This window comes from Micromonospora sp. NPDC053740, from assembly GCF_040677775.1.
In the GTDB taxonomy this organism is placed as follows: domain Bacteria; phylum Actinomycetota; class Actinomycetes; order Mycobacteriales; family Micromonosporaceae; genus Micromonospora; species Micromonospora alfalfae.
Genome location: NZ_JBFASO010000005.1, coordinates 335,412 through 357,867 on the forward strand (window position 1 = coordinate 335,412; position 22,456 = coordinate 357,867).

The 22,456-nt window shown below is 71.3% G+C and carries 20 protein-coding genes; 8 read left to right on the forward strand and 12 right to left on the reverse strand.

From position 1 onward, the window contains the following. Positions 1-10 precede the first annotated feature (10 nt). Positions 11-1,192 (reverse strand): acetoin utilization protein AcuC, encoded by a 1,182-nt coding sequence (locus AB0K35_RS16725; RefSeq protein WP_238671837.1) that lies wholly within the window; start codon positions 1,190-1,192, stop codon positions 11-13. A gap of 48 nt (positions 1,193-1,240) precedes the next feature. Continuing rightward, positions 1,241-2,101 (reverse strand): sulfurtransferase, encoded by an 861-nt coding sequence (locus AB0K35_RS16730; protein WP_363886028.1) that lies wholly within the window; start codon positions 2,099-2,101, stop codon positions 1,241-1,243. 100 nt (positions 2,102-2,201) lie between these two features. Between AB0K35_RS16730 and AB0K35_RS16735 the strand changes: the two genes are divergently transcribed. Next, a complete protein-coding gene (locus AB0K35_RS16735; RefSeq protein WP_091400569.1) occupies positions 2,202-2,891 on the forward strand; it encodes a metal-dependent transcriptional regulator in 690 nt (229 codons plus the stop codon). A 19-nt stretch (positions 2,892-2,910) separates the two neighbouring features. Here AB0K35_RS16735 and AB0K35_RS16740 read toward each other — a convergent pair whose 3' ends face one another. Together AB0K35_RS16740 and AB0K35_RS16745 are read right to left on the reverse strand one after the other, a co-directional pair. Next, on the reverse strand, positions 2,911-3,459 hold the full coding sequence (locus AB0K35_RS16740; protein WP_363886031.1) for a hypothetical protein: 549 nt from the start codon (positions 3,457-3,459) through the stop codon (positions 2,911-2,913). A gap of 92 nt (positions 3,460-3,551) precedes the next feature. Further along, entirely contained in the window at positions 3,552-3,812 is a 261-nt protein-coding gene (locus AB0K35_RS16745; RefSeq protein ID WP_238671834.1) for a DUF5522 domain-containing protein, read from the reverse strand. Positions 3,813-3,959: 147 nt separating this feature from the next. Here AB0K35_RS16745 and AB0K35_RS16750 point away from each other — a divergent pair, with 147 nt between their 5' ends. The 3 genes from AB0K35_RS16750 to AB0K35_RS16760 are packed head-to-tail and all read left to right on the forward strand — an operon-like array spanning position 3,960 to position 6,359. After that, positions 3,960-4,523: a dihydrofolate reductase family protein gene (locus AB0K35_RS16750; RefSeq protein WP_238671833.1), complete on the forward strand. Its 564-nt coding sequence runs from the start codon at positions 3,960-3,962 to the stop codon at positions 4,521-4,523. 3 nt (positions 4,524-4,526) lie between these two features. Beyond that, the gene (locus AB0K35_RS16755; RefSeq protein WP_363886033.1) at positions 4,527-5,384 is read left to right on the forward strand and encodes an alpha/beta hydrolase; all 858 of its coding nucleotides are present in this window, start codon (positions 4,527-4,529) and stop codon (positions 5,382-5,384) included. 33 nt (positions 5,385-5,417) lie between these two features. Next, positions 5,418-6,359: a MerR family transcriptional regulator gene (locus AB0K35_RS16760; protein WP_363886036.1), complete on the forward strand. Its 942-nt coding sequence runs from the start codon at positions 5,418-5,420 to the stop codon at positions 6,357-6,359. A 33-nt stretch (positions 6,360-6,392) separates the two neighbouring features. On the opposite strand, the gene AB0K35_RS16765 is transcribed toward AB0K35_RS16760, so the two are convergent. After that, on the reverse strand, positions 6,393-7,328 hold the full coding sequence (locus tag AB0K35_RS16765) for a DUF2332 domain-containing protein (RefSeq protein ID WP_363886038.1): 936 nt from the start codon (positions 7,326-7,328) through the stop codon (positions 6,393-6,395). A gap of 143 nt (positions 7,329-7,471) precedes the next feature. On the opposite strand from AB0K35_RS16765, the gene AB0K35_RS16770 reads away from it, so the two are divergent. Further along, positions 7,472-8,584 carry an FAD-dependent monooxygenase gene (locus tag AB0K35_RS16770; RefSeq protein WP_238671830.1) on the forward strand — a complete coding sequence of 371 codons (1,113 nt, stop codon included), beginning with the start codon at positions 7,472-7,474 and terminating at the stop codon, positions 8,582-8,584. Between the two features lie 49 nt (positions 8,585-8,633). Here AB0K35_RS16770 and AB0K35_RS16775 read toward each other — a convergent pair whose 3' ends face one another. Together AB0K35_RS16775 and AB0K35_RS16780 are read right to left on the reverse strand one after the other, a co-directional pair. Continuing rightward, positions 8,634-9,596, reverse strand: a complete 963-nt coding sequence (locus AB0K35_RS16775) for a CU044_5270 family protein (protein ID WP_238671829.1) — start codon at positions 9,594-9,596, stop codon at positions 8,634-8,636. Between the two features lie 18 nt (positions 9,597-9,614). Beyond that, positions 9,615-10,184, reverse strand: coding sequence for a sigma-70 family RNA polymerase sigma factor (locus tag AB0K35_RS16780; RefSeq protein WP_238671828.1), 570 nt, complete (start codon positions 10,182-10,184; stop codon positions 9,615-9,617). A gap of 227 nt (positions 10,185-10,411) precedes the next feature. On the opposite strand from AB0K35_RS16780, the gene AB0K35_RS16785 reads away from it, so the two are divergent. Continuing rightward, complete coding sequence (locus tag AB0K35_RS16785) at positions 10,412-11,311, forward strand: bifunctional 5,10-methylenetetrahydrofolate dehydrogenase/5,10-methenyltetrahydrofolate cyclohydrolase (RefSeq protein ID WP_363886042.1); 900 nt, start codon at positions 10,412-10,414, stop codon at positions 11,309-11,311. Positions 11,312-11,661: 350 nt separating this feature from the next. Here AB0K35_RS16785 and AB0K35_RS16790 read toward each other — a convergent pair whose 3' ends face one another. Both AB0K35_RS16790 and nrdR read right to left on the reverse strand, forming a co-directional pair. Next, positions 11,662-14,559, reverse strand: a complete 2,898-nt coding sequence (locus tag AB0K35_RS16790; protein ID WP_363886044.1) for a vitamin B12-dependent ribonucleotide reductase — start codon at positions 14,557-14,559, stop codon at positions 11,662-11,664. Between the two features lie 34 nt (positions 14,560-14,593). Further along, complete coding sequence (gene nrdR, locus AB0K35_RS16795) at positions 14,594-15,094, reverse strand: transcriptional regulator NrdR (RefSeq protein WP_238671825.1); 501 nt, start codon at positions 15,092-15,094, stop codon at positions 14,594-14,596. A gap of 539 nt (positions 15,095-15,633) precedes the next feature. Between nrdR and lexA the strand changes: the two genes are divergently transcribed. After that, positions 15,634-16,419, forward strand: coding sequence for a transcriptional repressor LexA (lexA, locus tag AB0K35_RS16800; RefSeq protein ID WP_121654997.1), 786 nt, complete (start codon positions 15,634-15,636; stop codon positions 16,417-16,419). Between the two features lie 73 nt (positions 16,420-16,492). On the opposite strand, the gene AB0K35_RS16805 is transcribed toward lexA, so the two are convergent. Together AB0K35_RS16805 and hflX are read right to left on the reverse strand one after the other, a co-directional pair. Next, positions 16,493-18,313, reverse strand: a complete 1,821-nt coding sequence (locus tag AB0K35_RS16805; RefSeq protein WP_238671824.1) for a hypothetical protein — start codon at positions 18,311-18,313, stop codon at positions 16,493-16,495. Positions 18,314-18,363: 50 nt separating this feature from the next. Further along, a complete protein-coding gene (gene hflX / locus AB0K35_RS16810) occupies positions 18,364-19,818 on the reverse strand; it encodes a GTPase HflX (RefSeq protein ID WP_238671823.1) in 1,455 nt (484 codons plus the stop codon). A 183-nt stretch (positions 19,819-20,001) separates the two neighbouring features. Here hflX and AB0K35_RS16815 point away from each other — a divergent pair, with 183 nt between their 5' ends. After that, positions 20,002-21,468, forward strand: coding sequence for an NAD-dependent malic enzyme (locus tag AB0K35_RS16815; RefSeq protein WP_238671822.1), 1,467 nt, complete (start codon positions 20,002-20,004; stop codon positions 21,466-21,468). A gap of 141 nt (positions 21,469-21,609) precedes the next feature. Here the strand turns inward: AB0K35_RS16815 and dapF are convergent, their stop codons facing one another. Further along, entirely contained in the window at positions 21,610-22,455 is an 846-nt protein-coding gene (gene dapF / locus AB0K35_RS16820; RefSeq protein ID WP_363886048.1) for a diaminopimelate epimerase, read from the reverse strand. Position 22,456: the final 1 nt, after the last annotated feature.

Here is a 22,456-nt window from a genome sequence, read left to right on the forward strand (position 1 = left end):
CCGGCCCGGCTCAGTCCCGTGGATCGTGCGGGTCGAGCCCGAGCAGCGGGAAGACCGTCTTGCGGGTGGCCGCGATCGCCCGGTCCACCGCGTTCGGCTCGCCGGTCGGCTGCCACGGCTCGTACGACGGGTCGGCGTCGTCGGTCATCCGCAGCGGCACCTCCCGGCCCAGACGTCGGGAGGCGACCAGGTCCCGCCACGCGGGTGGGGTGAGCGTGGCCGGGTCGATCGGGTCACCGGTGGCCACGGCCAGCAGGTGACTCCAGGCCCGGGGCACCACCTCGACGAGCGCGTACCCGCCGCCGCCGGTGGCCACCCACCGGCCGTCGCACAACTCGTCGGCGAGCGCCCGCATCGCCAGGTAGGTGGCCCGCTGCCCGTCCACTGTCAGGTTCAGGTCGGCGAGCGGATCCAGCCGGTGCCCGTCGGCGCCGCACTGGCTGACCAGCACCTGCGGCCGGAACGCGCGCAGCACCGACGGCACTATCGCGTGGAACGCGCGCTGCCAGCCGCTGTCGTCGACGCCGGGCGGCAACGGCATGTTGACGGCGGTGCCCTGCGCACCCGGCCCACCCGTCTCGTCCGGGAAACCCGTGCCCGGGAAGAGGGCCAGCGGGGTCTCGTGCAGGCTGACCGTGAGCACCCGAGGGTCGTTCCAGAAGATGTCCTGCACACCGTCGCCGTGGTGCACGTCGACGTCCACGTACGCCACCCGCTCCGCGCCGAGGTCGAGCAGGCGGGCGATGGCCACCGCGGGGTCGTTGTAGACGCAGAAGCCGGAGGCTCGGGCGGACATCGCGTGGTGCAGCCCACCGGCCACGTTCACCGCCCGCCGGGCGTCGCCGCGCCAGACCGCCTCGGCGGCGGCCACCGTCGCGCCGGCGATCAGCGCGCTGGACTCGTGCATCCCCTCGAAGACCGGGTTGTCGGAGGTGCCCAGCCCGTACCCGGCGAAGAGCGGGTCGCGCGGCGCGTTGCGCACCGCGGCGAGGTAGGCCGGCGCGTGCACCCGGGTGAGTAGGGCATCGTCGGCGGGCTCCGGCTTGATCACCCGCACCCCTGGCCGATTGAGGATGCCCAGCTCGCGGGCGAGCGCGATGGTCAGCTCCACCCGGACCGGGTCGAGTGGATGGTCACCCATGTCGTAGGCGAGCAGCGACTCGTCCCACACCACAACAGTGTCGTCGGACATGAGCCCATCGTCGCACGAGGATCGGCGCCGGCCCACCGCACGCGCTGGTCAGCGGCCAGGTATCGGCCCGGAGGCGACCGGTCGGGCCGGGTCCGCGACCCAGTTGCTCCACGATCCAACGTAGAGCGCGGCGTCCGTGCGGCCGGCCAGGTGCAGCGCGAGCACCGCCTGGGCGGCGGTCACCCCCGAGCCGCAGTACGCCCCGACGGCCCGCCCCTCGGTCACCCCGGCGGCGGCGAACCGCTCCCTCAGCACGTCGGCGGCCAGGAAACGGCCGTCCGGCCCGACGTACTCCCCGGCGGGCAGGTTCGCCGCTCCCGGCACGTGCCCGGCGACCGGGTCGATCGGCTCGACCTCGCCCCGGTAGCGCGGCGCCGCCCGTACGTCGAGCAACGCGGCGTCGTCCGCGGCGGCCAGCGCGGCGGCCTGCCCGGCGTCGAGCACCGGGAGATCACCGGGGCGCACCACGACGTCACCGGGGGGTGGGGCGGGCGCGTCGGTGGAGACGGGCCGGCCGGCGGCCACCCAGGCCGGGTAGCCGCCGTGCAGCAGGCGTACCGGCCGGTGACCCGCCCAGCGCAGCGTCCACCAGGCCCGTGCGGCGGCCATGCCGTCGCCGCCGTCGTACACCACCACTGGGTGACCGGCGCGGACGCCGGCGGCTCGCAGCGCGGCCTGCAACGCGGCCGGGTCGGGCAACGGGTGCCGGCCGCCGGCGCCCGGCGCCCCACAGAGCGCGGTGTCCAGGTCGACGAAGACCGCCCCGGGCAGGTGGCCGGCGAGGTAGTCGTCGCGCCCGGGCGGGCCGACGAGCCGCCAGCGGACGTCGAGCAGGGTGGGCGGATCGACCTGGTCGAGTTCGGCGACGAGCCGATCGACCTCGACCAACGGCTCCTGGGTACCGGACATGGCGACCATCCAACACCATTCGCGTGGAGGGCACGCGGTTCGGCGAAGGTCACCAGCCGTTCTCCGAGGTAACATCGTGCACCGGAGGGCCGCTGACCTTATGAAGTCTCACGACCTGGTCGATACGACCGAAATGTACCTGCGCACCATCCTCGAATTGGAAGAAGAGGGGGTGCCACCGCTGCGTGCCCGGATCGCCGAGAGGCTGCAGCAGAGTGGCCCCACCGTGAGTCAGACCGTCGCCCGGATGGAGCGCGACGGCCTGCTCACAGTCGAGGGAGACCGGCACCTGACGCTCACCGCCCTGGGTCGCGGCAGCGCCGTGTCCGTGATGCGCAAGCACCGCCTCGCCGAGCTGCTGCTGGTCAACGTCATCGGAATGCCCTACGAGGAGGCCCACGAGGAGGCCTGCCGCTGGGAGCACGTGATGAGCGACGCAGTGGAGAAGCGGGTCTACGACCTGCTCAACCGGCCGACCCGTTCCCCGTACGGCAACCCGATCCCCGGGCTTCAGGAGCTGGGTTCGCCGGCGGCGGAGACCACCGAGGCCGCCGAGGGCGAGCGCAACCTGGCTTTCCCCGGCCTCTCCGGGTCGGTAGTGGTCCGCCGCATCTGCGAGAGCGTGCAGAAGGACGCCGACGTGCTGCGCCAACTCCACGCCGCGGGTGTCGACCCGGGTGCCACAGTGACAGTGGCCCAGGAGCGCGACGGGGTGTCGATCGACCGCTCCGGTGACCGGGTGCGGCTGCCCCGCGAGGTCGCTTCCCGGGTCTTCGTCGCCGCCAACTGACCAACCGGGCACCCGGGCGTCACAACGCCCGGGTGTCCACCTTTTTGGCCAACGCGGTCAGGTCGCCGGTCAGCTTCTCCACCGCCGAACGCGCACTGCCGCGGGCCGTGGTCCAACTCACAGTGGCCAGCCGTCCGTCGCCGGCCAGCCAGCCCACCTCGGCGACCGGGCCGTGCCCGCTCGCCGCGGCGGTGGTCCGCTTGTACGCCTGCTGACCCAGCCCGGTGACCTTCGCCGCCTTGTCCGGCACCACGTCCGCGCCGAAGCTGGCTTTGTCGATCGTGGTCTCGGTCACGGTGAGCGTCAACTCCGGCAATGTGGCACCTGCGGCCCGGACCACACAGGTGTGGGTGTCGCCCTGTTCACTGGCCGCCGCCACGTCGAAGCGGATCTTCACCGTCTGCTCGATCACCGCGAAGTCCAGCAGGCGGCAGGCGCCGCCCGAGGAGGCAGCCGCCACGTCAACAGCTATCGGCACCGGCGGCGGCACCGCCGGCGGTTCCGCCTCGTCGGCGCAGCCACTCACCAGCAGCCCGGCCAGCCCGGCGACCACGATCCGCCCGCGCACACTCCACCCTCTCGCCGACCGACGGCGGAAGGTGCCCGCCAAGTGTCCGTCGGACACCGTACGGGGTGTCGGTGTCGCACGGAAGTCCCCGTTTACGCCTGTTCCGAGGGTGGATCGTCCACGTACGGACAGTGCCGGCAGCCGCGCCCGCAGCACGTTCCACGGCGGGCCAGGAAATTGGCGCTGAGCACGAACAGCCCGCTCGCCGGGTCGAGGTAACCGGCCTCACCGGCGGCCAACGCGGCGGTGTGCGCGGCGAGGATCCGGGCCCGGTCGGGGTGTTCGGACGGCAGCCGGGACGGGTGCGGCTCGGTGAGCGGCCGGTCGGCCAGGGGTGGTCGCTCTCCGGTCACCGCAGCAGTCTAGGGACCGGTCGTGGTCAACCTCCCGCTGCCCGGATGCCCGACATGCCTCTGCGTCGTCGCGGCGACCGGTCGTTTCGTCGTACGGTCCGACGACGATCGGGTTCGACATCCATCGACGCATACGGAGGAGACACGGTGCGGAAGATCGTTGTGCAGATGAGCCTGTCGTTGGACGGGTTCTTCGAGGGCCCGGGTGGCGACATCGGCTGGCACCAGGTCGACGAGGAGTTGCACCAGCACTTCAACGACGTGATCGCCCCGATGGGCGGGTTCCTCAGCGGCCGGGTCAGCCACGAGCTGATGGCCTCCTACTGGCCGACCGCCGATCAGGACCCGACCGCCAGCGGCCCGGAGCGCGAGTTCGCCCGGATCTGGCGGGACATGCCGAAGATCGTCTACTCGCGCACCCTCGACCACGCCGACTGGAACGCCACAGTCGTGCGCGAGGTCGACGTCGAGCAGGTCCGCAAGCTCACCGCCGAACCGGGCGGCGACCTGGCGCTCGGCGGGGCCGACCTGGCCGCGACGTTCGCCCGGCACGACCTGATCGACGAGTACCGGATCTACGTCCACCCGGTGCTGGTCGGTAAGGGCCGCCGACTCTTCCCCGACGCCGAGACTCCGACCGGTCTGCGGCTGGTGGAGAGCCGGGTCTTCGGCAACGGGGTGGTTCTGCTCCGCCACCAGCGGGTCCGCTGACCGATGGCCACCACATTCGACGCGATCGACGGAACCATCCTCGCGTACCGGACGGTCGGGGTTGGGGATCCGCTGGTCTGCCTGCCGGGCGGGCCGATGCGTGACTCCGCGTACCTCGGTGACCTCGGCGGTCTGGGCGCGCACCGGACGCTGGTCATCCTCGATCCGCGGGGCACCGGTCGCTCGGCGGTCCCGGCTGACGTCTCGACCTGCCGCTGCGACCGCATGGTCAACGATGTGGAGGCGCTGCGCGGCCACCTGGGCCTCGACCAGCTGGATCTGCTCGGGCACTCAGCCGGCACCAACCTGGCTCTGCAGTACCTGACCCGGCACCCCGATCGGGTGGGCCAACTCGCGCTGGTGAACCCGAGCATCCGAGCGGTAGGGCTGCAGGTGACCGACGCGCAGCGCCAGGAGGTCACCGATGCCCGGGCCGGCGAGCCATGGTTTCCGGTGGCCGCCGCGGCGGTGGAGTCCATCCTCGCGGGCCGGGCCGGGCCCGCCTCCCAGCAGGAGATCGCTCCGTTCCTGTACGGCCGGTGGGACACTGCCGCTCAGGTCCACCAGGCCGCCGAGTCCGGCCAGCGCAACGAGGAGTTGGCCGGGATCTTCAGCTCCGAAGGCGCCTTCGATCCGCCGGCCACCCGTGCGGCCCTCTCCGCCCATCGAGGCCCGGTGCTGCTGCTCGCCGGCGCTGTCGACCTGGCCGCACCGCCGGGCCTGGTGGCCCAGTTCGCCGAGCTGAGTCCACGCGCCGAGCTGGTCGTCCAGCCGGGCGCCGGGCACTACCCGTGGCTCGACGACCCCGAAGCGTTCACCGCGACGGTCGCGGCGTTCCTCGCCGGCCCGGATGGTGCTTGAGTCTCCACCGGGGGGAGACGCGAGGGTGGGGGCATGAGCGGGCAGACGTTTCACACGATCGGCGACCTGGCCCGACGGACCGGCCTGAGCGTCAAGACCATCCGGTACTACGCCGACAGCGGGGTGGTGCCGCCGACGGACCGGAGCCCGGCCGGCTACCGGCGGTACGGCAGTGCGGCAGTGGCCCGGTTGGAACTGGTCCGGACGCTGCGTGACCTCGGCCTGGACCTGGCCACCATTCGGCGGGTGGTGGACCAGGAGGTATCCCTGCCCGAGGTGGCCGCCGCACACGCCGAGGCGTTGGCCGTGCAGATCCGGGTGCTGCGGCTGCGCCAGGCGGTGCTCACCGTCGCGGCGAGGCGCGGGTCAGGCCCGACCGAGGTGGACGAGCTGCACCGACTGGCCCAGCTCACCGCCCGCGAACGCGGGCAGTTGGTGGCGGACTTCCTGGACGGCGTCTTCGCCGGCCTCGGCGACCAGCCCGCGTACCGGGGTGCGGTCGTCTCGTTGACACCGGAGCTTCCCGACGATCCCGACACCGCGCAGGTCGAGGCGTGGCTGGAGCTGGCCGAGCTGAGTCGGGAGCCGGAGTTCCGGGCCCGGATGCGGCGGCTGGTGCGGCAGCACGCCGCCGACAACGACGTACCGGGGCTGCCCCGCCCGGACGCCGTCGCGGTGGTCCGGGACGCGGTGGCCCCCGCCCTCGCGGCCGGTCTCGACCCGGCCAGCCCGGACGCCGATCCGGTGGTCACAGCCGTCACCAACCGGTACGCGAGCCTGCACCATCACTCCGACGAGGCCGACGTGCGTCGACGGCTGCTCGATCGGCTGGAACCGGCCAACGACCCCCGCCGGGACCGCTACATCGACCTGTTGGCGGTGCTCAACGGCTGGGCGACCGGCGACGCGACGGCGCCTGCGGTGGACTGGTTCATCCGAGCCCTGCGCGCCCGGATGCCCGAACCGGCTCGTTGAGCTGGCCGGCGTCCAACCAGCGGCCTGGTGACGTCAGCCGAACCAGGTCAGCGCCTGGCCGTGACCTCTGGCCCAGGCCAGCGGCTTTCCGTCGAGCGCGAGGACGTTGTGCAGCACGTCGCTCGGTGGGGCGGGCAACCCGTCGTAGCGGAGCACCTCCGGCCCCTCGTTCGCCACCCAGTGCCCCGGCAGCTCGCGGACCAACCGGACGAACGCGTCCCGGCGCGGGGGCGGCACCTGGTAGAGCACTGACGTGTGGAAGACCACAAGCGTCGCGTCGGTCGGCGCCCGCGCGGCCAGCGCCGGCAGGTCGTCAACCAGGTCGCCGCGGACCAGCAGCGGCGGGTCGGCCGCGGCAACCGCCGCCGCGGCGCGCAGCCGGGCCCGCCGGTGGGCGTGCTCCGGCCAGATCAGGGCGTCCAACCAGGACACGTCGTCGCTGTCGGTCACGTCGAGCGGGTTGAGGTCCAGGCCGGCCCGCCACACCACCTGGGGTACGCCTGCCGGCGGTGCCAACCCGTTGGCCGCGCAGTCGAGAACCAGCTCACCGGAACCGACCCGATGGTCGCCGTAGCGGTACGCGTACCGGTCGGGGTAGAGGCAGAGCCCGGCCGACGCGCCGACCTCCAGCAGGGCGAGGGGCTGCGGCAACGCGGCGAGCACCGGCAGCAGGACCGCGCACCGACCGGCCTCGTTCGTCTGGGTGGCCCGGGTGAGCATCTGCGTCTCGATGGCCGGCCAGTGCGTCATCACGTAGTCGTGGAACGCGGCCGGGTCGTCGACAGGGCCACCGAGCCAGCGGACGACGCCGAACAGCAGATTCGGCTGGCGTTTGGCCGGCGGCAGCCCGTCGAGCACTGTGAGCAGGTCGTCGTCGCGGGCCACGGCCTGCGACAGGCGCTCATACGTGGGCGACACCCCGCGCGCCTCGCGGCTGCCGAACTCGGCGTACGTCTCAGCTGTCGTCATGCCTCATCGTCGCAGCCCATTCCTCGGTATTTCAGCCCCCGTTCCCGTGCGCTGACTCACCCGCCTCGTAGAGTGCTGCGGCGGCTGGACCCTTGAGCAGCAGCTCAGCGGGGTCGCGCAGGGGCAACGGGGAGGAAAGTGTCGTGCGGGGTGACGGTGTCCGGGTACTGATCGTCGGCGGAGGTGTCGCCGGACTGGCGACGGTGGCCGCGCTACGCGAGTGGGGTGCCACTGTCGACGTGGTCGAGCGGGCATCCGGGCCGACCGACTCCGGCACCGGGATCTACCTCACCGGCAACGCGACCCGGATGCTCGACGTACTCGGTCTGGCCGAGCCGGTCTCCGACGTCTCCGTGGAGATCACCCGGCAGCGCAGCGCGAACCAGCGCGGGCGTCGCCTCTTCGACATCGACGTGGCCGCGCTGTGGCGGGGCGTCGGACCGTGCGTGTCGCTGCCCCGGGCCCACCTGCACCGGGCACTGCTCGCCGGCGTCGGCGACACCCCGATCCGCTGGGGCCGCCAGCCGGTCGCGCTCCTGCCAGAGGGCGACCGGGTCGCCGTCGAGTTCGACGACAACAGCACCGGACGGTACGACCTGGTGCTCGGCGCGGACGGGGTGAACTCGACGGTCCGCCGGCTCGCCTTCGACGGTCAGGCGGCCCGCGACCTCGGCCAGTACGCGTACCGGTGGGTCGCACCCCGCGTCGACGACGAGCCGGTCTGGTCGGTGCAGTTGGGGCGCGGTCGGCAGTTCCTGACCATCCCCATCAGCGCTGAGCACACGTACTGCTACTACAACGACGGCCCGGTGGCCGACCGGCCCGGCTGGCGCGACGAGCTTGCCGCGACGTTCACCGAGCCGGTGGCCACCATGCTCAAGGCCCTCGACTACGACGACAGCACCCTGCACGCCGGGCCGAACCAGGAGGTCGTGCTCGACTCCTGGTCCCGGGGCCCGGTGCTGCTGATCGGCGACGCCGCCCACGCCACCTCGCCGAACATGGCCCAGGGCGCGGCGATGGCCCTGGAGGACGCCGTCGTGCTCGCATCCTCGTTGGCCGCTGCCGGGTCCATCGCCGAGGCCCTGCGCGGGTACGAGGCGCGACGCCGCCCGCGTACCGACTGGGTGCTCAGCCAGACCCACCGCCGCGACAAGGCCACCGGGCTGCCGCCCGCGCTGCGCGACCTGGTGATGCGCCGCCTCGGCGAGCAGATGTTCCGCTCGAACTACGGCCCGCTGTTCGCCCAGCCCTGACCGGTCCGACGTGACCGGCCGGCCACGTCCGGGGCGGTGCCAGCGCCGCTCAGGGCAGCTGGCCCGGCCGGTCGACGATTGCGATGCGGAGTAGCGCGACAGCCGTGTGCAGGGACTCCTTGCCGTCGCGCACCACCGACCCACGGCGGCCGAGGAAGACGTGGGTGTCGCGGTCGAAGAGCAGGTCCTCGTTGCCACCGATCACACCGGGCATCCGGATCGCCACCCCATGCCGACCGGCAGCGTCCACCACGTCGCCCGATATGACGACCGCCCCGGGCTCCCGTGCCAACAGTTCGAACAGCGCCGCCAGCGATCGGGGTGGCACGTAGCCCTGGAGCATCAACCGCGCGGTGGTGTACGCCATGCTCTCGTCCCCGTAGACGGCCTCCTCATCGGCTCCTTCGGGGAGGTGCAGGTCGACCGGGTTTTCCCGAAGGTATCGAAGCAGCTCGTCCGGGTCGGTGGGCAGGTCGCCGTGGTATGCCGGCGGCTGGAACGCGTCGAGATCCTTCGTGGGATCGGTGGCATCGTTGATCCGGAGCTCCCGCAGCTCGCCCCACCCGTTCGGGTCGCTCTCCGGTCGGTAGCGTCCCTGCGTGTACGCGACTCCACCGGCCGACTGCCACAGCTGGTTCCGAATGGTCTGGTAAGGCCCGCTGGCCGGCAGGTCCCGGATCGTCGCCAGGTTTTCCGTGAAGACGTACTGATCGGGTCGGGCGGTGAGCTCCGGCTGCTGCCGGGCTGCTTCGGCCGCCAGATGGAAGATCTCCGACGCGCTGGCAGTCGGCGGCTGGTCGCCCACCCTGATCGTCTGCACCACCAGCGCACCGGCGGTCAGCGTCACCGCCAGCCCGAACGCTCCGGCCAGGCGCCAACCGTGGAGGAACCGGGCGCGGCGTCCGGCGGGACGGGCCTCCGACGCCGCCTCGGCCCGTTGGGCCACGTGTGCGGTCAGATCCCGCAGGAGCTGCTCCTCGAAACCCTGCGGCGACGGTTCGGTCTTGTTCATGGCGTCATCTCCGTCTCATCAGGCGAGGGTGGTGACCGGGCGGGCGAGCACGGCGCGCACGACGCGGCGGGCACGATGAAGGCGGACCCGAGCGGCGACAGGTGACACCCCGAGCACTGCCGCCGCCTCCGCGACGGTGAGGCCGTCCACGGCGACGAGTTCGACGAGCGTTCTGGTGCCCTCGGGTAGCTCGCGCAGCGCCCTGTGGGTGCGGCGGGCCGCCGACTCGGCGTCGATCCGCTCCTCAATGCGGGCGATGTCGTCGGGGCTCAGGTCCCGTCGCCCGGCCAGTCGGCCGGTCACCCGCAGCCGTTGAGCCGCCCGACGCCGCTCGTCGCCGATGACGTTGCGGGCCACCCCGTACAGCCAGCCGATCTGACTCCCCCGGTCCGGCCGGTAGCCGGCCGCCGACTCGATCACCGCCAGGAACACGTCGGCGGTGAGGTCGGCGGCGAGGTGCGGGTCGTCGACCCGCCGCGCCACGAACCGGCCCACCGCCTCCAGGTGCCGCCGGTAGAAGACCTCGAAGGCCACCGGATCGGCTCCGATGCCGGAAATGTCGTCATCGGCTCGGCTCGGCTCATTCACAGGCCGTCCTCCCTCGTAGCCCTCACACCCCTTCTTCGTAAGGCGGAGCACGAGTGTTACCGAACCATCCCGGCGCGAGTCTGCCGGCGCTGCTGGCCCAACTGGGCAATCGCCCTGCTGATGCGGCATCATCGGATCACCGGCGACTGGCGGCACGGGGATGGTCAAACCATCGGGGAGCCTCTCGCGGGCGTCGACCGCCTGGGCGCCTGCGTCGAGGGACCGTCATGACCACAACCAGCGCATCCGCCGAGCACCACACCCCGTCCGGCACGGCCCGGCTCCTGCCGGGCGCACCGGTCGCCGAAGCCGTCCTGGCCGAGACCGCCGCCGCTGCCGCCCAGCTGCGCAGCCGCGGGATCACACCGAGCCTCGCCACCATCCTTGTCGGCGACGACGACGCCAGCGCCGGTTACATCGCCATCAAGCAGCGCCAGGCCGCCGCGCTCGGGTTCGACTCGCCGCACGCGCACCTGCCTGCCACAGTCACCCAGGCCGAACTGCACCAGGCCATTGCCCGGTTCAACAACGATCCGGCCGTACACGGGCTGCTCGTGCAGTACCCAGTTCCGGGGCACCTGGACTACGACGCGGCGTTGCAGACCATCGACCCGGACAAGGACGTCGACGGCATGCACCCGCTGAACATGGGACGTCTCGCCGTCGGCCTGCCCGGCCCGCTGCCGTGCACCCCCGCCGGCATCGAAGCCCTCCTGGCGTACTACGAGATCCCCGTCGCCGGTCGTGAGGTAGTCATCCTCGGCCGGGGCGCCACCCTGGGCCGCCCCCTGGCCATGCTGCTCGCCCAGAAGCGCCCGACCGCCAACGCCGCCGTCACCGTCGTCCACACCGGGGTGCCCGACTGGGCCCGCTACACCCGCCGCGCCGACATCCTCGTCGCCGCCGCCGGCGTACCCCGGATCGTGCAGCCTGAGCACGTCAAGCCCGGCGCCGTCGTCATCGGCGCCGGCGTCCGCTACGAAGGCCGGCGCCTCCTGCCGGACGTGGACGAAGCGTGCGCCGAGGTCGCCGGCGCCATCACGCCCCGGGTCGGCGGGGTCGGCCCGACCACAGTCGCGATGCTGTTCCGCAACGCCGTACGCGCCGCCGAGCGCGCCAGCCAGTAACCCGGCCGCCGAGATCACTTGATGCTGAGTAGCCCGGTTGTCCACAGCTACTCAGCATCAAGTGATCGAGGCGGCTTCACCTGAGAGAGTGATCATGGATACCTCTGATCACCCGATCTGGCGCAAGTCGAGCGGCACCAGCCAGAGGTCATCCCCGGAGTTCTTCTGCATGATCGACTCGGGTTGCATGAAGCCGCGGTATCCGGGCGAGATTGATACGCCGGTTTCACGGAAGTCGAGTTGATCATGCGGTGAGCGGGCAGGTCCATCGACCCTGCCACGAGCGGAACGCCGCGAGCGCGGCAGGTGATCCCTGCCGCGCTCGCGGGTGGTTCGGTGATACGCGTACGTCAGCTGCAGCCGCTGGTGGAGCCGCAGCCCTCGCAGACGTAGCAGCTACCGGCGGGGCGCATCTTCGTACCGCAGGTGAAGCAGAGCGGTGCGTCGGCGGCCTTGCCGATCACGGCCTCCAGCAGTTCGGTGCTGGAACCCACGCTCGGAGCCGGCTTGGCGGCGGCCACGTCGGCCATCTCCTGGGCCGGCTGGGCGACAGCCTCCGGCTTGGCCGGGGTCTCCACCGGTGCGGACGACGCCATCGCGGTGAGCTCGGCGCCGGTGACGCCGGCGGCCTCCGCGTCGGCCTCAGCCCGCAGTTGCGCGGCCCGCTCCGAGGCGGTGAAGATGCCCAGCTCGGCGCGGCGCTCGTAGGGCAGGAAGTCCAGCGCCAGGCGACGGAAAATGTAGTCCATCACCGAGGCCGCCATCCGCACGTCCGGGTCGTCGGTCATGCCGGCCGGCTCGAAGCGCATGTTGGTGAACTTGCTGACGAACGTCTCCAGCGGCACGCCGTACTGGAGGCCGATGCTGATGGCCACCGAGAAGGCGTCCATCACGCCGGCCAGGGTGGAGCCCTGCTTGGACATCTTCAGGAAGACCTCACCGAGGCCGTCGTCCGGGTAGGACGACGCGGTCAGGTAACCCTCGGCGCCACCGACGGAGAAGCTGACCGTCTCGGACGGGCGCTTCTTCGGCAGGCGCTTGCGCACCGGCCGGTACTCGATGACCTTCTCGACTGCGGTCGGCGCGGCCTCGACGGCGGCCGGCTCGGTGGCCTTGTTGGACTTGCCCACCGAGAGCGGCTGGCCGACCTTGCAGTTGTCCCGGTAGATCGCCAGCGCCTTGAGGCCGAGCTTCCAGCCCTCGAAGTAGATCTTCTCGATGTCCTCGACGGTGGCCGCCTCCGGCATGTTGACCGTCTTGGAGATGGCGCCGGAGACGAACGGCTGGATGGCCGCCATCATCCGCACGTGACCCATCGGGGCGATCGACCGCTCGCCCATGGCGCAGTCGAAGACCGGGTAGTGCTCCGGCTTGAGGCCGGGGGCGTCCACCACGTGGCCGTGGTCGGCGATGTGCTCGACGATCGCCTCGACCTGCTCCTCGGGGTAGCCGAGGCTGCGCAGGGCGCGCGGCACCGTCTGGTTGACGATCTGCATCGAGCCGCCGCCGACCAGCTTCTTGAACTTGACCAGCGCCAGGTCCGGCTCCACGCCGGTCGTGTCGCAGTCCATCATGAAGCCGATGGTGCCGGTCGGAGCGAGGACGCTGGCCTGCGCGTTGCGCCAACCGAACTTGTCACCGATCTTGTTGCCCTGGGTCCACTGCTTGGTCGCCTCGCGGACGATAGCGGTGGCCACCGGGCTGGTCGGCTTGATCTCGTCGTTGGCCGCGGCGTGCTTGCGCATGACCCGCTTGTGCGGCTCCGCGTTGCGGGCGTAGCCGTCGTACGGGCCGACGACGCCGGCCAGCTCGGCCGAGCGGCGGTAGGCGGTGCCGGTCATCAGCGAGGTGATCGCCGCGGCGACCGAGCGGCCCTGGTCCGAGTCGTACGGCAGGCCGGTGGCCATCAGCAGGGCACCGAGGTTGGCGTAGCCGATGCCGAGCTGCCGGTAGGCGCGGGACGTCTCACCGATCTTCTCGGTCGGGAAGTCGGCGAAGCAGATCGAGATGTCCATCGCGGTGATGACGAACTCGACGGACTTGACGAACTTCTCCACCTCGAAGCCACCGTCGGCGCGGAGGAACTTCATCAGGTTGAGCGAGGCCAGGTTGCACGAGGAGTTGTCCAGGTGCAGGTACTCCGAGCACGGGTTCGACGCGGTGATCCGCCCGGTCTCCGGGCAGGTGTGCCAGTCGTTGATCGTGTCGTCGTACTGCAGACCGGGGTCGGCGCACTCCCAGGCGGCCTGCGAGATGGAGCGGAACAGGTTCTTGGCGTCGACGGTCTCGATCACCGAGCCGTCCAGCCGGCCGCGCAGGTCGAAGCCCTTGCCGTTCTCCACCGCCGACATGAACTCGTCGGAGACCCGAACCGAGTTGTTGGCGTTCTGGTACTGCACGCTGACGATGTCGGAGCCGCCGAGGTCCATGTCGAACCCGGCGTCACGCAGCGCGCGGATCTTGTCCTCCTCGCGCGCCTTCGTGACCACGAACTCCTGGATGTCCGGGTGGTCGACGTCGATGATGACCATCTTGGCCGCCCGGCGGGTCGCACCGCCGGACTTGATGGTGCCGGCGGAGGCGTCCGCGCCGCGCATGAAGCTGACCGGGCCGGAGGCGTTGCCACCGGAGGAGAGCAGCTCACGGGACGAGCGGATGCGCGACAGGTTGACCCCGGAGCCCGAGCCGCCCTTGAAGATCAGCCCCTCCTCCTTGTACCAGTCGAGGATCGAGTCCATCGAGTCGTCGACGGCCAGGATGAAGCAGGCGCTGACCTGCTGCGGCGACGGCGTGCCGACGTTGAACCAGACCGGCGAGTTGAAGCTGAACACCTGGTTGAGCAGCATCCAGGTCAGCTCGTGCGCGAAGACCTCGGCGTCGGCCGGGTCGGCGAAGTAGCCGTACTCCTCACCCGCGGTGCGGTAGGTGGTGACCACCCGGTCGATCAGCTGCTTGAGCGACCACTCCCGCTCCGGGGTCCCCACCGCACCCCGGAAGTACTTGGTGGTCACGATGTTGGCCGCGTTGACGCTCCACGACTCCGGGAACTCCACCCCACGCTGCTCGAAGTTGATCGAGCCGTCCCGCCAGTTCGTCATCACGACGTCACGGCGCTCCCAGGAGACCTCGTCGTACGGGTGGACCCCCTCGGTCGTCCACACCCGCTCGATCTTCAGCCCCGCGCCTGCCTTGCTTCGTGAACGGCTAGTTGTCACGCCGTCGCCCCCCTCGTCTGCGCGGTCACCCACCGCGCGTCCCAATCTCTTGAAAAACTGTGAAGATTCAGCTGGTACGGCCGGCGGCCTCAACCGCACCGGCCCGGCCCTGCTCCCGCGCTTGCGCCGCGGCCCGCAACGTCTCGATCTCGCGCTCGAAGTCGGCGAGCGAGTCGAACGAGCGGTAGACGCTGGCGAACCGCAGGTAGGCGATCTCGTCCAGGTCGCGTAGCGGACCCAGGATCGCCAGGCCCACGTCGTGGCTGGGGATCTCGGCGGCCCCCTTGGCCCGGACGGTCTCCTCCACCCGCTGCGCGAGCAGCGCGAGTGAGTCGTCGTCCACCGGCCGGCCCTGGCACGCCTTACGCACCCCGCCGATGATCTTCGTGCGACTGAACGGCTCGGTCACCCCGCTGCGCTTGACGACCGCGAGGACCGCCTCCTCGACGGTGGTGAACCGTTTGCCGCACTCCGGGCAGGACCGCCGCCGTCGGATGAGCTGGCCGTCGTCGGCCTCCCGCGAGTCGACCACCCGGGAGTCAGCGTGCCGGCAGTACGGACACCGCATTCGCCAACCTCCTAATAATGATCAACTGCGAGCACTCCGGACACCCTCGGACACGACTCACCGCGACGGTGCCATCCTCGGATGACGCCGCCGTGATCGACGTTACGGGAGTGCGGTCGGTAGTCAGACCCAACCTGTAGGCAACTTACGCCCGTGTCACTACTACATCTAGGGGTCGACCGTATGTCGCTGCGGAAGCCGGGTCAAGTTGGCCGGCGTGTCCGGCGCGTCACGGACCATCCGGTCACCCACGCACCGCACAGCGCCCGAAGACCCAACGTCACGATGCCGCCCGGGTTACCGGCCAACCAGCCGGACACGGCCGGAAAATGGTCCAGGATCGAACACCAGTGCTACCTGACGTACCATTTATCAGAACATCCGTACGACCCGAGCGCTTTTTCACCCCGACACGCCGGTGAGAGGTCGTACAGATGTTTGAAAATGACTGATCTCACCTATACGGTCATGAACAACGTGGCACCACCGCACGCACCACGAGCCGACGAGGCACCCAGCGCCGACCAGGGAGGACGGACGTGACCGAGGACCGGGCCAGCCGGCCGAAGAGCCCGCAGCAGATCACCGAGGCGGGCCCGCCAGCCACCCGACGCCGCAGCGCCGCGCGCAGCCGGACGGGTCAGCCCGCCGTGCGCCCGGTCACCCCGGTGGTCAGCACCTTCCCCGACCCGGCGACAGTCGACCTGACCGCCCGCCAACGGCGCATCCTGGAGTTCATCCGCACCTGGGTGGAGCGCCACGGCTACCCGCCGAGCGTCCGCGAGATCGGCGAGGCGGTCGGCCTGGTGTCGCCGTCCAGCGTCGCCTACCAGCTCAAGGAGTTGGAGAAGAAGGGCTTCCTGCGCCGCGACCCGAACCGGCCGCGCGCGGTGGACGTGCGCGCCCCCAGCGAGGCGATCGACGACGAGCTGTCAAGGGCACAGCGGCCGACCCCGGCGTACGTGCCGATGCTCGGTCGGATCGCCGCCGGTGGGCCGATCCTCGCCGAGCAGGCCGTGGAGGACATCTTCCCGCTCCCCCGCGAGCTGGTGGGTGAGGGCGAGGTCTTCATGCTCCAGGTCAAGGGCGATTCGATGCTCGACGCGGCGATCTGCGACGGCGACTGGGTGGTCGTCCGGCAGCAGCCGACCGCCGACTCCGGCGAGATCGTGGCCGCCATGCTCGACGGCGAGGCGACAGTGAAGACCTACCGGCGGCGCGACGGGCACGTCTGGCTGATGCCGCAGAACCCGGCCTTCGACCCGATTCCCGGCGACGACGCCACCATCATGGGCCGGGTCGTGGCGGTGCTACGCCGGATCTGACCGATCGGCGGGTGGGTGCCAACGGCGCTCACCCGCACCGCTCGTCAGGGCAAATGAGCGGCTCAGCGTCCGATCAGTAACGGTCGCCTCGGGGACCGCGACCGCCCCCGGGATACTGCCCGTACGGGTCGACGGGCGAGTCGTCGTCACGTCGCCGGCTGGGCCGCTGGCCCCGGTAGTCGGGCTCCTGCCCGCCGCGCCGGGGAGGCTCCGCCCGACCAGGCTGACCGCCGTCGCCGCCGTACACACCACCGCCAGGACGGCCACCGCCGCCCTGCGGACGACCACCGCCACCGGCCGGAGGACGGCCACCGCCGCCAGCCGGGGGACGACCGCCGCCGCCAGCCGGAGGACGACCACCGCCGCCAGCCGGGGGACGACCGCCGCCATCGGCCGGGGGACGACCGCCACCACTGGCCGGGGGGCGACCGCCGCCGCCGTAAACGCCAGCACCGCCGCCGTCTGGGCGCGGCGCACCGTAGCCACCGTCAGCCGGAGCCGGCCGGCGGGCACCGCCGTACACGGCACCGCCCGCCGGGGCCGGGCCACCGCGACCCGCACCACCCGCCGGGGCCGGGCCACCGCGACCCGCACCACCCGCCGGGGCCGGGCCACCACGACCCCCACCGCCGCCGTAGACCGCGCCGCCGGCCGGCGCGGCGCCCCCGTAGACACCACCCCTGCGGTCATCGTCGGCCGGGAAGCCGTCGACGGCACGGCTTCCGCGCGGGCCGAACGGCTCACCATCCGGATCCGACAGGTCGGACGCGTCAGCGGTCGGCGGCCGGCGGCGCGCGCGAACGATGCCGAAGATCCCGGCGGCGACCAGCAGCAGGCCGATCAGCCCGACCGCCCCGACCAGGTACGTGATGTCGTCGAGGCTCAGCCCAGCGGTCCAGGACTTCGAGGCGGCCGGCTTGGCGCCGTCCTCGGCGGCCAGTGGCACGGCTGTCGACGTGGACGGGGTGTAGCCGAGGATGTCGAGCGGCTCGTCCTCGGTGAACCGGCCCGCGTCGGAGACGGTGACGAACGACTTTCCGTCCGAGGTGTAGCTGATGGCCTCGCCGAACGGGTCGGCCAGCGGCGTCACCCGCGGCTTGCCGGTGGTGAGCGCGCCCACGATGTCGCCATCGGTCACGTCGAACTCGAACGCGTCCGCGTAGGTGCGCAGGACCACCCGGGAGCCGTCCGGCGCCCGGGACGCGCCGGTGATGGCGATCCGGCCGAACGTGTTGAGGGTGTTCTCCGTCTGGGTCTTCGGCAGCGTGAGCTCGCCGGCCTTACGCATCGGCACCGGGTCGGTGTCGCCGCTCTTGAGGGCCGCCGACGGCGTGTAGATCTCCGCCTTGCCGCTGGTCACCTTGGTGATGATCAGCGGTTTCCCGTCGTCGCCGATGAGCAACGCCTCAGCGTCGTGCGGCTTGGCCTCGGGGTAGGAGAGCCGGTGCAGCGTCGGCTTGGAGCCGGTGACCGGCATCGACCAGAGCGCGACGCGGCTGCGGCGCTCCTTCGAGTCGGGGTTGTCACCGGTGTCGGCGATCCAGAGGGTGCGGCCGTCCTTGGACAGGGCGAGATCCTCGGTGTCGAACGGACCCTGCCCCGAGTAGTGGACCGGCTCCTTCGAGATCTTGCACTTGCTGTCGAGGAAGAACACCCGCTTGCGCGCCGCGACGTCGGTGCCGTCGTTGATGACGATGTAGCCACTCTTGGTGGCTACCAACCCGGAGAGCTCCCGTAGGCGCTCGTCGGTGATCGTGCATCGCTTCTGGCCAGGGTTCGCGGCGGGCGGCCCGGACGCCCCAGGGGCGGGAGCCGCTGCGGCGACTCCGGCGAGCGCCACGGTTGCCCCGAGCAGGCCGAGGGCAACCGTGACCGAGGAAACAACGCGGCGCATTCGGCCAGTGTCGCATGCCGCGCGTTTCCGGTGGATGACGCCGTGGCCGCTCAGGACCGGCTGCCGGCCGCCTGCCCCTGCCGCTCCACGTCGAAGGCCGTCAGCTCCGCCGCCAGCTCCGCACCGACGCGGACGTGCAGCAGAGTCCCCTCCGGCAGGTGCGACGTGCTGAGCACCTCTCCCGTGCGGTGCGCCCGAGCGACCAGGTCACCCCGGTCGTACGGCAGCACGACCCGGACCTCCACGGCCGGGCTCGGCAGCCGCTCCTCGATCGCCGCGCGCAGCTCGTCCATGCCCCGACCGGAGTACGCGGACACGAAGATCGCGTCCGGCCAGAGCCGCTTGAGCCGCAGCAGAGTGTCCTCGTCGGCCGCGTCGGTCTTGTTGACCACCAACAGCTCGGGGAGCCGGTCCGCGCTGACCTCGGCAAGCACCGCGTGGACCGCCCGGACCTGCTCCTCCGGATCCGGGTGGGTGCCGTCCACGACGTGCACCACCAGATCGGCCTCCGCGACCTCCTCCAGCGTCGAGCGGAACGCCTCGACGATCTGGTGCGGAAGGTGTCGGACGAAGCCGACCGTGTCGGAGAGGGTGTAGAGCCGCCCGTCCGAGGTGGTGGCCTTGCGGGTCGTCGGGTCCAGCGTGGCGAACAGCGCGTTCTCCACCAGCACGCCCGCGCCGGTCAGACGGTTGAGCAAGCTGGACTTGCCGGCGTTGGTGTAGCCGGCGATGGCGACCGCGGGCACGGCGTTGCGGGAACGCCGGGCGCGCTTGGTGACGCGTACCGTCTTCATGCTCTTGATCTCGCGACGCAGCCGGGAGATGCGGTGACGGATGCGCCGCCGGTCGGTCTCCAGCTTGGTTTCACCGGGGCCACGAACACCCACACCGCCGCCGGCGCCGCCGCCCCGGCCGGAACCACCGGTCTGCCGGGAGAGCGTCTCACCCCAACCGCGCAGTCGGGGCAGCAGGTATTGGAGCTGGGCCAGCTCGACCTGTGCCTTACCTTCCTTGCTCTTGGCATGCTGGGCGAAGATGTCGAGGATCAGCGCGGTGCGGTCGACGACCTTGACCTTGGTGCGCTGCTCCAGGTTGCGCAGCTGCGACGGGGAAAGCTCACCGTCACAGATGACCGTGTCGGCGCCGGTGGAAAGCACCACAGCGCCCAGATCGTCGACCTTGCCACGGCCGATGTACGTGGCCGGGTCAGGTCGGGTACGACGCTGGATGAGCCCTTCGAGCACCTGCGAACCGGCCGTCTCGGCCAGCGCGGCGAGCTCGGTCAGCGAATTCTCCGCGTCGGTGACGGTGCCTTCGGTCCAGACGCCCACCAGGACGACCCGCTCCAGCCGCAGCTGGCGGTATTCCACCTCGGTGACGTCGGTGAGCTCGGTTGACAGGCCCGGGACGCGTCGGAGGGACTGCCGCTCCGACAGATCCATCTCGCCGGTGGTGACGTCGTCGAGCTCGTCCTCGACGGGGACAAAGCTCTCCTGGTCTCGCAAGCGGTTCTCCTGTCCGTTTTGATAAGTAGAACGTAATCCTGACATGACGCAACGCCGAACGCACCTGCTATATGCCCATGGTGAAGGTCGCCAAAAGTGGGGGCGAATGCTGGTCGGCCGCGACAACCCGGTAGAAATGCGGGCGGCGGCCGATCGGCCGCACAGCCGTTACGGAGGGATCCCGTGGCCATCACCCGACTGCCCAGCGCCGGATTTTCGATCACCATCCGGATCGCCGTCACCGCGGACGCCTCCTCGATCGGCCGGCTCACCACCTCCGTCGGCGAGGCCGGGGCGATCGTCACGGCGCTGGACGTGGTGGACTCGGACCCGACCCACGTGATCGTCGACCTGACCTGCGACACCGCCGACGCCGGCCACGCCGACCAGGTGGTCGACGCGCTGACCGCGCTGGACGGCGTGGACGTGCGCAAGGTGTCGGACCGGACGTTCCTGCTGCACCTGGGCGGCAAGATCGAGGTGACCTCGAAGGTCGCGCTGCGCAACCGCGACGAACTGTCCCGCGCGTACACCCCGGGGGTGGCCCGGGTCTGCATGGCGATCGCCGAGAACCCGGCCGACGCCCGGCGACTGACCATCAAGCGCAACACGGTCGCTGTGGTCAGCGACGGCTCGGCGGTGCTCGGCCTGGGCAACCTCGGCCCGGCCGCGTCGCTGCCGGTGATGGAGGGCAAGGCCGCGCTGTTCAAGCGCTTCGGCGGGGTGGACGCCTGGCCGGTGGTGCTCGACACCCAGGACACCGACGAGATCGTGCAGATCGTCAAGGCCATCGCGCCGGCCTACGGCGGCATCAACCTGGAGGACATCGCCGCGCCGCGCTGCTTCGAGATCGAGGCCCGGCTGCGCGAGGCGCTGGACATCCCGGTCTTCCACGACGATCAGCACGGCACCGCGATCTGCGTGCTGGCCGCGCTGACCAACGCGCTGCGGGTGGTCGGCAAGCGGCTCGAGGACGTCCGGGTGGTCGTCTCCGGAGCCGGCGCGGCCGGCACCGCGATCATGAAGCTGCTGCTGCGCCAGGGCGTCGGCGACATCATCGCGTACGACCGGGAGGGCGCCCTGCACCGCGGCCTCACCGGGCTCAACTCGGCGTGGCAGTGGCTGGCGGAGAACACCAACAAGGAGAACTACTCCGGCGACCTGCCCGGCGCGATCCGGGGCGCCGACGTGTTCATCGGGGTCAGCGCGCCGAACCTGCTCACCGGCGACGACATCGCACAGATGGCGAAGGACTCGATCGTCTTCGCCCTCGCGAACCCGGACCCGGAGGTCGACCCGCGCGAGGCGCGCAAGCACGCCGCAGTTGTCGCCACCGGCCGTTCCGACCAGCCGAACCAGATCAACAACGTGCTCGCGTTCCCTGGGGTGTTCCGCGGCATGCTGGACGCGCACGCCGAGGAGTTCACCGAGGAGATGGCCATCGCGGCCGCCCGTGCCATCGCTGACGTGGTCGGCGAAGAGAAGATCAACCCGACGGTGATCGTGCCGAGTGTCTTCGACTCCCGGGTCGCCCCGGCGGTCGCCGCCGCCGTGCGCGCCGCCGCGAACAACCCCAGCCCGCTCCCGGCCGCCGACCCCGGCCCGGCCGACCTCCCCGAGATAGCGGCAAACGCCAGCGCCACCCCGTAACCCCCCACCCCCACCCAGGCCCCCCGGCCCCGCCCTCTCCCCCGTCGATCATGAAGTTATTGCCGTGACACGCCGAGCTGGCTGGCAATAACTTCATGATCGACGCGGTGCACCTGGGGGGTGGGTGGGGTGGGGGTGGCGTCAGGGGCGGAGCTTGGTTGGGTCCAGCTCGCCGGTTGCTAGCAGGACGGCGGGGCCGGAGAGCCAGCAGGAGTTTTCCGTGACGGTCACCGTCAGGCGTCCGCCGGGCACGTCGACGGCTACCACTCCGGTGTCCCGGCCGAGGTCGCGCAGGGCCACCGCGCCCACCGCGCAGGCGCCGGTGCCGCAGGACAGCGTCTCGGCGCTGCCGCGCTCGTACACCCGCATCACTGAGTGCTCGTCGGTGCCGTCGACCGGGTCGCCCGCCACGATGAACTCCACGTTCACCCCGCTCGGGAAAACCGTCGGGTCGAACCCGGGCGCGACGGTCAGGTCCAGCGCCGACAGCTCCACACCGGCCGGCAGGACACAGACCAGGTGCGGGTTACCGACGTCCACCACCGCACCGGTCACTGTCAACCCGCCCACGGTGGCCGTCGAACTGTCGTACACCTGGGGTCGGCGCATCTCGACGGACACGGCGTCGCCCTCGACCAGCGCACGCACGACGCCGGCCCGGGTGGCCACCGGCAGCGCCGCGCCGGCGGGCGTGGCCAACCCGGTGTCGAGCAGGTAGCGCACGAAGACCCGGGCGCCGTTGCCGCACATCTCGGCGAACGAGCCGTCGGCGTTCCAGTAGTCCATGAACCACTCGGCCTCGCCGGCCAGACCCGCGCCGTCCGGGTGCTTGGCCGCGCGGACCACCCGCAGTACGCCGTCCGCGCCGATGCCCCGACGCCTGTCGCAGAGCGCCGCGACCAGCTCCGGGGTCAGGTCGAGCTGACCGTCCGGGTCGGGAAGGAGGACGAAGTCGTTGCCGGTGCCGTGGCCCTTGGTGAACTCCACA